Below are 12,243 nucleotides of genomic sequence, written 5' to 3' on the forward strand. Positions count from 1 at the left end.
AAAATTGTGAAAAGCGCCCCCGTCTCTTCCTATATATGTGTTTGAAATGATTGCTGTTTCCGGGATTCGCTTCTAATGCAAGGCGTTTAGATATACGCTATAATGTGAAAAGAATTCAGTGGCGACCGAAACTAACAAGGAGGTTCTTCATGTTTACTATTTTACACCTTGCCATCATTGCACCGTTTCTGGCTGCTGTGCTGGTGCCTCTTCTGTATAAATTTATTCCGCGTATACATACAGGATGGTTCGTACTTATTGTTCCTATTATTCTTTTCAGCTACTTTTTGAGCTACCTTCCGGACGTTTCCGGCACGGGCTCCGTCATGAAAACATTCGAATGGATCCCTTCCCTGGGCATTAATTATATTGCCTATGTGGACGGTCTCGGCCTTTTATTTGCCCTGCTGATTACAGGGATCGGGGCTCTCGTAGTTCTGTACTCCATCTATTACCTGGACAAGCATAAGGAGCAGTTAAATAATTTTTATACATATTTGATGCTTTTTATGGGGGCCATGCTGGGCCTGACGTTGTCAGATAATTTAATCGTTTTATATACTTTCTGGGAAATTACGAGCATTTCATCATTTCTGCTGATTTCTTATTGGTATACAAAAGAAAAATCCCGCTACGGGGCATTGAAATCACTGCTTATCACCGTTATGGGCGGCTTTGCCCTTTTAGTTGGTTTTGTGCTGATCGCTTCTGTAACCGGCACCTACAGCATTCGCGGCATCCTGGAAGCTTCGGATCAGCTCGCCGACAGTCCGCTGTTTCTGCCGGCAATGCTTTTGATTCTGCTTGGGGCATTTACAAAGTCGGCCCAATTTCCGTTTCACATCTGGCTGCCGGACGCAATGGAGGCACCGACGCCGGTTAGTGCCTACCTGCACTCCGCGACAATGGTTAAAGCGGGCATTTATTTAGTCGCCCGCATGACCCCCCTGTTTGCGGTCAGTGCCTATTGGTTCTGGCTTGTCACTGGCTTCGGGCTTCTTACTCTCATATGGGGATCCCTTTCTGCAATACGACAGACCGATTTAAAAGGCATTCTCGCGTACTCCACGGTCAGTCAGCTCGGAATGATTTTGTCGATGCTCGGCGCCGGGGCTGCAGCGCTTCACTATGACAGTATCGACAACAACGCCTACACGATTGCAGTAGCAGCTGCCATTTTTCACTTAATTAACCATGCCACCTACAAAGGCAGCCTGTTTATGATGGTAGGTATCATCGATCACGAAACAGGCACACGGGACATCCGCCGGCTTGGCGGTCTCATGACATTAATGCCGATTTCCTTTACCATTGCCGTCATCGGTGGATTTTCGATGGCTGGCCTGCCGCCATTCAACGGATTTTTAAGTAAAGAAATGTTTTTCATGTCCATGGTTGAAATTACTCACTTCCCGCAGTACAGCGCAGATTCCATTGGTATTCTGCTTCCAATCGTCGCCTGGGCAGCGAGTATTTTCACTTTTGTTTACTCCATGATGATCATTTTCCGGACCTTTACCGGGAAGCTTCAGAAGGAAAAGCTTCCAACCAAACCACATGAAGCTCCGCTTGGCATGCTTTTGTCTCCCATCATTCTCGTAGCTCTTGTGTTGTTTATCGGCTTTTTCCCGAACACACTCGTGCCAACGATTATCGAACCAGCAATGGCGTCTATTATGCCTGAGCTTGCCCAGACAGGATCATTTGGGGTGGACATTTACTTCTGGCACGGCTTTTCCCTTGAACTGTTTATGACTATCGGAGTTGTCCTGCTTGGTACGGCCATATTCCTGGCGCTGCAAAAATGGAATAAAATGCACGCCATCTTTCCGGAAAACCGTCTGTTTAATCAGGCGTACAACCGTTCTCTTGAAGGGCTTGACCGCTCTTCTCACGCCTTAATGTCCTGGCATATGACCGGGCTCGTGAGAGATTACTTTATATATATTTTCTCTTTCACCGTAGTACTGCTCCTTTTCTCACTTTTCGGTACTGGAGCATTTACCATCGATTTCGAAAATATGGTTTCAGTTAGTCCTTATGAAGCCGTTCTCTCTCTGGTACTGGTAGGGTCTTCCCTTATTCTTATGTTTACCCGGTCCCGGTTGAAGGCGGTCATTTCCCTGGGCGTGCTCGGCTACACGGTGGCATTGTTCTTCGTATTATTCCGGGCACCGGATCTGGCATTAACGCAGCTGACGATTGAGACCGTTTCGGTGACGTTATTTTTACTTTGTTTCTATCATTTCCCGCAGATTTTCGATGCTCTGAAGGAAACGAAATTTCATGCAGTCAACTTTGTTATCTCAGCTGCAGTCGGACTCACTGTTACATTAATCGGCCTTTCCGCCAGCGGCACCAGACTGTTTCCGGCAATATCTGATTACTTTTTGGAAAACAGCTACAAAGAAGCAGGCGGCAATAACGTCGTAAACGTTATCCTAGTGGATTTCCGGGGATTTGATACCCTGCTTGAGATTCTCGTATTAGCTATCGCCTCCCTCGGAGTTTACTCCTTAATTAAATTACGGCTGGCAGGAGGTGAGAATAAATGAAGTACAACGACATCATTTTGCAGACAGTAACGAAATTCATTTCATTTCTCATCTTTCTGTTTGCAGTCTATATCTTTTTCAACGGCCACCAGGAGCCCGGAGGCGGCTTTATCGGAGGACTGATGACAAGCGCTGCACTAGTTCTTCTGCTTCTCGCCTTCGATATGGAAACAATCCGCCGGGCCCTTCCGATTGATTACAAACTTATGACCGCCATCGGCCTTGTATTTGCTGTTGGTACCGGCGTAGGCTCGTTTTTCTTCTCGGTACCGTTTCTTTCACAAACCTTCGGTTATTTTCATTTTCCCGTACTGGGTGAACTGGAACTGACGACGACCCTCGCCTTCGACCTGGGTGTTTATCTGGTCGTTATTGGAACGGCTATGACTATTATTCAAACGATCGGAGAGGATAAATAGTGGAAATAATTATGTCTATCCTTGCCGGCTTCTTATTTACTGTCGGTTTGTATTTAATACTGACGAAAAACTTAATCCGCATTATTATTGGCAGCTCAGTTTTAAGCCACGGAGCCCATTTGCTGCTTTTGACCATGGCGGGGCTGAAGACTGGCGCCCCCCCACTGCTTGGTCTTGAAGCTGATACTTATGTAGATCCGCTTCCCCAGGCTCTTATACTGACAGCTATCGTTATCAGCTTTGGAGTAACGTCTTTTATTCTCGTTTTAGGATACCGTACGTACAAAGTGACCGGGGCGGCTGAGACTGACCAACTGAGAGGAACTGATACTGATGAGTAATTGGCTGATCCTTCCGGTCCTTATCCCTCTCATCGCAGGGATTGTGGCATTGTTTTTTCCAAAGCATGTCACCGCCCAGCGTACCTGGGCATTTATTACGAGCCTGATCCTGATTGGCGTCAATATCTTTTTGCTTACGTACATATTGGCCAACGGAATCATGACTCTTGAGCTCGGCGGCTGGGAAGCTCCGTTTGGCATTGTTCTGGTAGGAGATTCGTTAGCCGTGCTTTTAACGACGACTACGGCACTTGTGGCGCTGCCCATTATTTATTTCTCCTTCAGCACCATCGGAGTGGAGCGGGAAAAATATTATTACTACGCCTTTTTCCAGTTTTTAATCGCCGGAGTGTCCGGAGCTTTTCTGACTGGTGATATTTTCAACCTGTTTGTCTGTTTCGAGGTTCTTCTTTTAGCCTCCTACGCTTTAATCGGCCACGGCGGTACAAAAACACAGCTGAAGGAATCGTTTAACTACGTTATTGTAAACGTCGTTTCCTCCGCTTTTTTCGTTATTGGTGTGGCGTACCTTTACGCCGTCACAGGCACGCTGAACATGGCCCAGCTCAGCGAGCGGGTCAGTGAAGCAGGCTCTGAACCGATTATCACGGTTATTGCCATTTTGTTTTTAATCGTGTTTGGATTAAAAGGAGCGTTATTCCCTCTGTACTTCTGGCTGCCAGGATCATATTCAGTACCTCCAACAGCCATTGGGGCGATATTTGCTGCTCTTTTGACCAAGGTCGGCATCTACAGCATTTTTAGAACCTACTCTGTTATCTTTACTGAAGATACGGCCATTACACATACCATCCTTCTCGTCCTTTCAGCAGTAACGATGATTATTGGTGTTATCGGTGCAATTGCTTACAGAGATGTTAAATTGATTTTAGTATACAATGTTATTGTAGCTGTCGGGTTTATCCTCTTCGGTGTCGCTTCATTAAACAGCGATGCGTTTGTAGGGGCCATATACTACCTGCTGCACGATATCGTTATTAAAGCAGCACTCTTTCTGATTATTGGGGCACTGATTACTGCAGCCGGCACCAGTAAGCTTTCAGGTATGGGGGGAATTATTAAGCACCACCCGCTTCTCACCTGGATGTTTTTCATCTCTGCTCTCGCTCTTGCCGGCGTTCCTCCTCTTGGGGGCTTTCCCGGCAAGCTGATGCTTGTTGTCGGTGGTGCTGAAGCCGGTCATTATATTGTCGTAGCAGTTATGATGATTGCAAGTCTGCTTGTACTTTATTCTGTAATACGCATTTTCCTTCAGGGCTTTTTGGGAGAACCAATGCTTACCCACGCAGAACAGTACGGCAGTATTAAAGCACAGATGCCTCCAATCGTCTTTCTCGTAGCGCTGTCTGCATTCATGGGCTTTGGTGCCGAAATTATGTATCCTTTTGTGGAAAGTGCCGCAGAAACGCTGATCAATCCCCGTGCTTATGTTGAAGCTGTGTTAGGGGGGAATTCATAATGTCGTTTCAGATTATGATCAATATTGTTATGGCTCTGCTTTGGATGATTATTAATGATGCATGGTCGTTTGCATCCTTTATCAGCGGCTTTTTTCTTGGTCTTCTTGTCCTGTATTTCATGCGGGGCTTTTTCCGGGAGAGACTGTATTTCCACCGGGTCTATGCGGCCCTCGTGCTGATGCTTATCTTTTTTAAAGAATTAATTCTGTCCAGCTTCTCTGTCGCCCGGCAGATCCTGAGTCCTAAACTAAACATCAGTCCCGGGATCTTTGAAATGGAAACCACTCTGGAGCACGAATGGGAAATAACACTGCTGTCGCTTTTAATTACGCTTACGCCGGGAACGCTGGTAGTCGAAGTTGCTCCGGATAACCGTTCATTGTTTATCCATGCGATGGATCTGCAGAGTGTGGAAGCGGCTCAAGAAGAAATCCGCAATTCATTCGAAAAAGCGATTAGGGAGGTAAGCAGATAATGATATTAAATGCGATTTATATCACAGCAGCAACGCTCGTCACTATATCCATTCTGGTCACAATGTACCGGGTGTTTAAAGGGCCGTCGATGCCGGATCGCGTTATTGCTCTCGACGTTATCGGCATTCAGTTGATTAGTCTAACAGCTCTCTTCTGCATTATTTTGAATACGACAGCGTTCATCGAAGTTATGCTGCTGCTTGCAATCCTGGCCTTCATCGGCACGGTAGCCTTCGCCAAATATATCGAAAAGGGTGTTGTCATTGAGCATGACCGAGATCGTTGACTGGATTGTAGCACTGCTCGCCCTTTTTGGAGCGGCCTTCAGCATCATAAGCGCTGTCGGTCTGACTCGCCTGCCGGATATCTTCACACGCTCTCACGCTGCTACAAAGGCGGCTACTTTAGGAGTGCTTTGCGTTGTTCTTGGTGCCTTTTTGTTTTTCATGGTACACACACAAACCTTCAGTCTCCGCTTCGTGCTGACCCTTGTATTTGTATTTGTGACGGCACCTGTGGGTGGCCACTTGATCGCAAGAGCAGCGTATAATTCCGGCGTTCCGCTGGCGGAGGGGAGCTCGCAGGATGCTCTCAGCCGCTCCAGGGAAAAGAACCGATCCTACCACGAAGAAAAAACCGATAATGACCATTAAGAAAAAACTGGACCTTTTATCTGGTCCAGTTTTTTTGATATTCAATCTTTTTCTCATAAATACTGGAATTCTTATCAAACCCTTGTTATGATAGGGTTTAAGAAAAAAACCAGAATAATGGAAGTATTTTTAAAATATATTTGCATTTTTTCTGGCTTTTCTTCTTAGAAACCTACAAAAATAAATGGAAGGGTTGACATACCAGGCTTTTCATGAGTTAATTTGGTATGAAAGACTCTAAATTTATGGAATGAAAGGGAGTATTTTCATGAACAAGACGGATTTAATCAACGCAGTTTCAGACCAGGCTGAGCTTTCGAAAAAAGACGCTTCCAAAGCTGTAGACGCTGTATTCGACAGCATCACAGAAACTTTGAAAAAAGGCGACAAAATCCAGTTAGTTGGATTTGGAAGCTTTGAAGTACGCGAGCGTGCCGCTCGTAAAGGACGTAATCCACAAACGGGTGCAGAAATTAAGATTCCTTCCACGAAAAACCCTGCATTTCGTCCAGGCAAGCAGTTGAAAGACGCCGTAAACTAACATAAATATTTAAAAACAGCCTTTCTGGTTTAGAAGGGCTGTTTTTTCTTGGAGTTCTTTAGTGTTTCTTCCAATGCGAATAAGGGAACAATTATATATCATTCTTTGAAGGAGCTTGTGTATGGATATAACGATTACCCGTCCCGCGGTTAAATGGATGAAGGAAGAACTCAATATTGAGAGCGGCGATACTGTAAGATTTTACGTTCGTTATGGCGGTTCTCCCCAGCTCTATCCCGGCTTTTCTATGGGTATCGCTCTTGATGAACCGGAGAAACCGGCAGTATCGACAGAGGAAGAAGGCCTCACTTTTTTTGTAGAGGATGCAGACAGCTGGTATTTGCGCGCGCATAACCTGCATGTCAGTTTCAGCCGAAAACACGATACGATTGTATTTGAATACAACGAAAGCGGTGACGCAGAGTAATTTCTACTCTGCGTTTTTTTATCCTTACCTGCCACCAAAGGCCCTGGTCATAAAAAAAGGGCTGCAGGCATAAATGCCCGCAGCTTCAAAGGGAGAGAGAGTGATGCCTAAAGGAGAGCCTGTTATTCACGGCTTACAGGAAATGATTTGCTCCAAAATGAAAAGCCATAACGGCTGATCCATTTCGATTGTTCCTGCGAAAGGTAACAATGTAAATGTTGGAACGAAGCATCTGCCTCCTGTTATTTATTAGTGTACATAGTTACTGCAGGGTTTTCATTATGTATGTCAGATGTTCTTCCACTCTTTTTTCCCGAAGCTTTCCTTCCGCGGTTTGATTGTTTTTTGCGAAACGTTTTACTATACTAAAAAAGCACCCTACATACGTGAAACCTTTCCATAACGAACAGGCTCACAGGTATACTACGAGGAGGACATTACCTTGTCTATGAAAAGACCTTTAACTGCAGCAGATTTAGAACGTATTCACGTTGTTGATGACGCCCGCCTTTCTTCAGACGGCGAGCGGTATGCGTTTGTACAAAAGTCTATTCAGAGTGATGCGGGCAGCTACTATTCAAATATATACACGCAGTACTTAACAGACGACGTTCCTGTTCAGTGGACGTTTGGATCTTATACAAATTTTTCGCCGCGGTGGTCCCCGGACGGCTCCAGCCTTGCTTTTGTGTCTGACCGCTCCGGCCTTAACCAAATTTGGATGATGAGTACTTCAGGAGGAGAACCAAAGCAGATTACTTTTGTTAAACACGGCGCCTCCAATCCAGTATGGTCGCCGGACAGCCAAAAACTGCTGTTTGAAACGGAACAGGCCGCCGAAGAAGACATCTTCACCACGGAGGTGGACTCTTCGGCCAAGCCTTCTTCTGCTGTAAAAATCGACCGTCTCCGCTATAAATCAGACAGCCGGGGCTTTCACCATGGCAGACGCGCCCACATTGGTTTGTTCCGATTCGACCGGGAAGACACTACCCTGCTTACAAACGGCAGCTACGATCACCACTCTCCTGACTGGTCTCCTGACAGTCAGTTTATCGTGTTTACAGCAAACAGAAACAGCGATGAAGACATTTCTCCAGTACAGGACCTGTATACACTCAATATTGAGACAAAAGAAATTTCCAGGCTGACGGATTCTTCCGGTACGTTTACTAATGCCAGCTGGTCACCGGACGGCTCCTGGATAGCATGCACTGGTCACGAATTGGAATATAAAAGCGCTACGATTAATCAAATCTGGCTGGTCAATCCATTAACAAAAGAACGAAAAGGAATGACGTTAAAGTGGGACGTCCAAATAGGTGACTACATGATCGGCGATATCAGAACCGGCCATACCTCTGATAAGCCAGTATGGTCGAGCGATCAGGAGCATATTTACTTTTTGGCAAGTGAGAACGGAAAAGTTGGTTTGTATCAAATGGATATGCATAATGAAATCACCGCTGTTCATGATGAGGACAACCACGTCTTTTCGTTCTCCTTTCATCCTAAAAACGAGCAGTTTGTGCTCGGCATCAGTGATCCCTCCAACCCTGGTGATTTTTACAGCCGGCGACTTGAGGATAAACGCCGTGTCCGCCTCACAGACGTAAACGCCAGCTTTTTGAAGGAGATAGATCTTTCCCTCCCCGAAACTCTTTCCGTCCGTACAGGCGATCATTGGGATGTACACGGGTGGATTATGTATCCTGTTGATTACGAAGAAGGACAGACCTTCCCGCTGATTCTGGAAATCCACGGAGGACCTCACGCTATGTACGGTCACACGTTCTTTCACGAATTTCAGCTGCTTGCCGCGGAGGGCTACGGTGTCCTGTTCAGCAATCCACGGGGAAGCCACGGCTATGGCCAGGCTTTCGCCGACGCCTGCCGCCGGGACTATGGCGGGAAGGATTTCGGGGATCTGCTCGCGATTCTGGACTATGCAGTCGACAGCTATGAGTTCGTCGACCGTAATCGGCTGGGTGTGACCGGTGGAAGCTATGGCGGCTTTATGACAAACTGGATGATCAGCCATACCGACCGCTTTAAAGCAGCCGTTACCCAGCGTTCCATTTCAAACTGGCTCAGCTTTTACGGGGTGAGTGATATCGGCTTTTTCTTTACAGACTGGGAGATCGGCGTACCGCTCCACCAGGATCCGGAAAAGCTTTGGCACCATTCTCCTCTCCGCTACGTCAAAGATATCCATACGCCTTTGCTGATCATGCACAGCGAAAACGATTACCGCTGTCCGATTGAACAGGCGGAACAATTGTTTATTAACATGAAATATTTAAACAAAACGGTCTCCTTTCTCCGTTTTCCAGGAGCCAATCATGAACTGAGCCGCTCCGGCCCTCCCGCTCTGAGGATTGAACGGCTGGTTCATATGATCGACTGGTTTAACCATTATATCGAAAAATAATATTCCAGTTTTTGGCGCCGTGCAGCATAAAATGATCCCGCTTCAGTAGAAGCGGGATTTCATTTACGCGCCGGCCAGCGTCATCCATCTTTGTCTTCACTGCCGGAGCGCTTCTTAGTATGGTGTTTTTTTCTGTTTTCTTCTTCTTCGTATTTCATATCTGCCAACGGAATTGGATCTTCACTGCTCGTTGGCGGCTCTTCATTTCCCGGCTTTTTATCCGGTTCCTGCTTTTTTTCTTTTTTTACTTTATTTTTAAGACGTTCTGATTCTGACATCTTGATCCCTCCTGTAATATAGTACCTGTAAATATATATACCACATTCGAAAGAAGAAAAAACAATGATACCCCAGAAGGAGGATACTATGGACAATGCCCGCTATTGGAAAAATAGAATTCGCACCCGTTCTGCCGCTATAATGGGCGAAGAGCATATGCGAAAAGCAGCGGTAGTAGTACCCCTGCTTTCATTGCACGATGAATATCATTTAATGTTTGAGCGCAGAGCATGGTCGCTGCAGTCCCAGCCGGGAGAAATATGTTTTCCGGGCGGAAAAATCGATGCCTCTGATCCTACTCCTCTTGCTGCAGGACTTCGGGAATTCGAAGAAGAAACCGGCATCCCCTCTCAAGCGATGGATGTATGGGGAGCTTTGGACGTTGTTGTCCAGCCGTTTCAGCGCATAGTCTATCCTTATATTGGAGAAGTTGACTATGCTGGTGATTTTTCCCCTAATACGTCGGAGGTGGATGAACTGTTCACCGTGCCGCTTGATTTCTTTTTAAAGAACGAACCCGAAAAGCATAATGTATACATGGGCATGCGTTTTTCAGACACGTTTCCTACTTCATTAATACCAAATGAAGAAACGTACCGGACAAACACTACAACGCTGCCCCAGTTTGTGTATCATTATCAGGATATTGTTATTTGGGGGCTGACGGCTCAAATTATCCGCCACACCGTATCTCTTCTTCGTTAACCACTTTTCCGATGGATTTATGCCTGGGCCAAAAGAGCAATAACCATATCAGCTGACTGCTTCGAAGCATGCTTTAAAAATTCATCGTAGGACTGCTTTGCTTCTTTGCCTGCAATATCGCTGAGCGAACGGATAACTACAAATGGGCAGGAAAACCGATAGCATACCTGGGCAATTGCCCCTGCTTCCATTTCCGCACACTGAGGTTCGTCAAAGTGAGCTTTTAAGGCGTCCACCTGCTCCGTCTTACTCATAAACGAATCTCCGGACAAAATCAGCCCCGTCCGCGTATTCAAGTCCACCTGCAAAGCGGCGGCTTCTGCTTTCTCTATCCATTCACGGCTTGCAGGATAAGCTGCCGGCATATTTGGCACCTGCCCGAATTCATATCCGAACACTGTCGCATCCACGTCGTTATAACGCACCTCTGTGGATATCACCACATCGCCAACAGAAAGGTCCGGGTTGAATCCTCCGGCTGAGCCTGTGTTAATTACAGCTTCGGGCTTGTACAGCCCGATTAAAAGCGAGGTGGCGATAGCTGCATTCACTTTTCCAATACCCGACTGCAAAAGAATTACCTCATGGCCGTTTAAGCGCCCAAAAGAAAAAAAGCAGCCGCCGGTTTCTTTTTCTTCTATATCTTCCATTAAGCTTTTTAAATATTCAACTTCTTCTTCCATTGCTCCAATAATGCCTAAACGCATTGGCGGACCCACCTTTATCATTTACAATTATAATTACTGGTAAAACTACCCTGTACATTATAACGCAAAGGAGAATACATATGTCTTTAAACCTGCAAACAATCCGGGACAAGGTCGAATTTTTTGAATCGTCGTCCCTTGAACAACTGGAAGCAGATATTCAAAAAAAGATCGAACAAAACGAAGCTCTGATGCTCGGGGTTCATCACGTGCAGCACCATGTGCATACCCGTTCAGAGAACGGGCGTTCAATTTACACCGCTGTCGTTCATTTCCGCGCTGTCCCCACCCCTTAATTTCATCAGAATAATATAAAGAAAAACCGACCTCCCCAAGGAAAGCCGGTTTTTCTTTAGTTGTACGGGTTACTGTCGAGACGTTCAACGCTTGTTGGTTTCCAGCCTTCACCGTCCACCCACTCCATGCGTACTTCGTATGGATTTTCACTGCTGGCGTCCTCACTGATAACTGCTCTTGCCGTATCCTGCGATCCTCCGTTTTCGAGTCTCCAGAGCACTGTGCTGTTACCTTCTGTCGATCTAAGCCCAGTGGCTGCTTCTACAGCGTTCTCCATTTCTTCCCAGTTCTGACCGCCTTGCGTAAAGTCAGCCTGAAAGCTTTCCTGTTCAGTGCCCACCGGTTCGTATTCTCCGTCTTCCTGAGTCGTTTCCGTATCAGCACTGTCACTGCCTTCCGAGTCGGAAGTACTGCTGTTCTCTTCTTCTGACGAGTCTTCACTGGTCGTGCTTTCCTCAGAGGAGTCATTTTCGGCTCCATCGTTTGAAGAAGCAGCCGGATCTTCTTCTGTAGAAGAATCGGACTCAGAGGAAGAATCAGATTCAGAGGTTTCTTCTGCTTCTTCTGAAGTTTCTTCTTCTGTACCTTCTTCATCTGCATTGTTTTCCGGGGTTTCTTCTGTAGAAGAAGTGTCCGGGTTGTCCTCCGGTCCGCTTTCATTCTGCTCTTCTTCGGTATTAGTTGAATCTGCCATTTCTTCCCCGTTATCTTCAGCCTGTTCATTATTATTGTTAAAAAACAATAACAGAATCCCGAAGAACAGAATGAGGACTGCTACAATACCAATAGCAGCATTTAAAACATTATTCATCCGCTTTTTTCTTTTCTTTTGAAAGCGCGAGCCGGAGTCGTCGTTATAATTGTTGTTCGACATCTTATGATTCACCTGCCCCTATCATATGTATTGCTTTTGTAGTACAAAAACACGCCC

15 protein-coding genes are annotated in these 12,243 nt (G+C 46.1%); 12 read left to right on the forward strand and 3 right to left on the reverse strand.

Annotated elements, in window-relative coordinates:
• The first annotated feature begins 149 nt into the window (after positions 1 to 149).
• From ACTRXH_RS09650 to ACTRXH_RS09695, 10 genes are all read left to right on the forward strand, one after another.
• A complete protein-coding gene (locus ACTRXH_RS09650; protein ID WP_474281919.1) occupies positions 150 to 2,555 on the forward strand; it encodes a Na+/H+ antiporter subunit A in 2,406 nt (801 codons plus the stop codon).
• The gene (locus tag ACTRXH_RS09655; protein WP_474261754.1) at positions 2,552 to 2,974 is read left to right on the forward strand and encodes a Na(+)/H(+) antiporter subunit B; all 423 of its coding nucleotides are present in this window, start codon (positions 2,552 to 2,554) and stop codon (positions 2,972 to 2,974) included. The genes ACTRXH_RS09650 and ACTRXH_RS09655 overlap by 4 nt, the downstream gene beginning before the upstream one ends.
• The gene (locus tag ACTRXH_RS09660; protein WP_022793834.1) at positions 2,974 to 3,315 is read left to right on the forward strand and encodes a Na(+)/H(+) antiporter subunit C; all 342 of its coding nucleotides are present in this window, start codon (positions 2,974 to 2,976) and stop codon (positions 3,313 to 3,315) included. Before ACTRXH_RS09655 ends, ACTRXH_RS09660 begins: the two co-directional genes overlap by 1 nt.
• A complete protein-coding gene (locus ACTRXH_RS09665; RefSeq protein ID WP_474261753.1) occupies positions 3,308 to 4,795 on the forward strand; it encodes a Na+/H+ antiporter subunit D in 1,488 nt (495 codons plus the stop codon). The genes ACTRXH_RS09660 and ACTRXH_RS09665 overlap by 8 nt, the downstream gene beginning before the upstream one ends.
• Entirely contained in the window at positions 4,795 to 5,271 is a 477-nt protein-coding gene (locus ACTRXH_RS09670) for a Na+/H+ antiporter subunit E (RefSeq protein WP_474261752.1), read from the forward strand. The genes ACTRXH_RS09665 and ACTRXH_RS09670 overlap by 1 nt, the downstream gene beginning before the upstream one ends.
• 62 nt (positions 5,272 to 5,333) lie before the next feature.
• Complete coding sequence (locus tag ACTRXH_RS09675) at positions 5,334 to 5,558, forward strand: Na(+)/H(+) antiporter subunit F1 (RefSeq protein WP_474261874.1); 225 nt, start codon at positions 5,334 to 5,336, stop codon at positions 5,556 to 5,558.
• Entirely contained in the window at positions 5,542 to 5,925 is a 384-nt protein-coding gene (gene mnhG, locus ACTRXH_RS09680; RefSeq protein ID WP_474261751.1) for a monovalent cation/H(+) antiporter subunit G, read from the forward strand. The genes ACTRXH_RS09675 and mnhG overlap by 17 nt, the downstream gene beginning before the upstream one ends.
• Before the next feature lie 268 nt (positions 5,926 to 6,193).
• Positions 6,194 to 6,466 carry an HU family DNA-binding protein gene (locus ACTRXH_RS09685; protein ID WP_022793829.1) on the forward strand — a complete coding sequence of 91 codons (273 nt, stop codon included), beginning with the start codon at positions 6,194 to 6,196 and terminating at the stop codon, positions 6,464 to 6,466.
• A gap of 121 nt (positions 6,467 to 6,587) precedes the next feature.
• Complete coding sequence (locus ACTRXH_RS09690; protein ID WP_474261750.1) at positions 6,588 to 6,893, forward strand: HesB/YadR/YfhF family protein; 306 nt, start codon at positions 6,588 to 6,590, stop codon at positions 6,891 to 6,893.
• Positions 6,894 to 7,341: 448 nt separating this feature from the next.
• Positions 7,342 to 9,324, forward strand: a complete 1,983-nt coding sequence (locus tag ACTRXH_RS09695; RefSeq protein WP_474261873.1) for a S9 family peptidase — start codon at positions 7,342 to 7,344, stop codon at positions 9,322 to 9,324.
• An 80-nt stretch (positions 9,325 to 9,404) separates the two neighbouring features.
• Here ACTRXH_RS09695 and ACTRXH_RS09700 read toward each other — a convergent pair whose 3' ends face one another.
• Positions 9,405 to 9,602, reverse strand: coding sequence for a hypothetical protein (locus ACTRXH_RS09700; protein WP_462869288.1), 198 nt, complete (start codon positions 9,600 to 9,602; stop codon positions 9,405 to 9,407).
• Between the two features lie 88 nt (positions 9,603 to 9,690).
• Here ACTRXH_RS09700 and ACTRXH_RS09705 point away from each other — a divergent pair, with 88 nt between their 5' ends.
• Entirely contained in the window at positions 9,691 to 10,308 is a 618-nt protein-coding gene (locus ACTRXH_RS09705; protein WP_474281921.1) for an NUDIX hydrolase, read from the forward strand.
• Between the two features lie 17 nt (positions 10,309 to 10,325).
• Here ACTRXH_RS09705 and mtnN read toward each other — a convergent pair whose 3' ends face one another.
• Positions 10,326 to 11,015 carry a 5'-methylthioadenosine/S-adenosylhomocysteine nucleosidase gene (gene mtnN, locus ACTRXH_RS09710; protein ID WP_474261748.1) on the reverse strand — a complete coding sequence of 230 codons (690 nt, stop codon included), beginning with the start codon at positions 11,013 to 11,015 and terminating at the stop codon, positions 10,326 to 10,328.
• An 80-nt stretch (positions 11,016 to 11,095) separates the two neighbouring features.
• Between mtnN and ACTRXH_RS09715 the strand changes: the two genes are divergently transcribed.
• The gene (locus ACTRXH_RS09715) at positions 11,096 to 11,311 is read left to right on the forward strand and encodes a DUF2536 family protein (RefSeq protein ID WP_322525725.1); all 216 of its coding nucleotides are present in this window, start codon (positions 11,096 to 11,098) and stop codon (positions 11,309 to 11,311) included.
• Between the two features lie 56 nt (positions 11,312 to 11,367).
• Here the strand turns inward: ACTRXH_RS09715 and ACTRXH_RS09720 are convergent, their stop codons facing one another.
• On the reverse strand, positions 11,368 to 12,186 hold the full coding sequence (locus ACTRXH_RS09720; RefSeq protein ID WP_474281923.1) for a YrrS family protein: 819 nt from the start codon (positions 12,184 to 12,186) through the stop codon (positions 11,368 to 11,370).
• Positions 12,187 to 12,243 lie beyond the last annotated feature (57 nt).

Source organism: Marinococcus sp. LNHM5E3-2.1 (assembly GCF_056034365.1).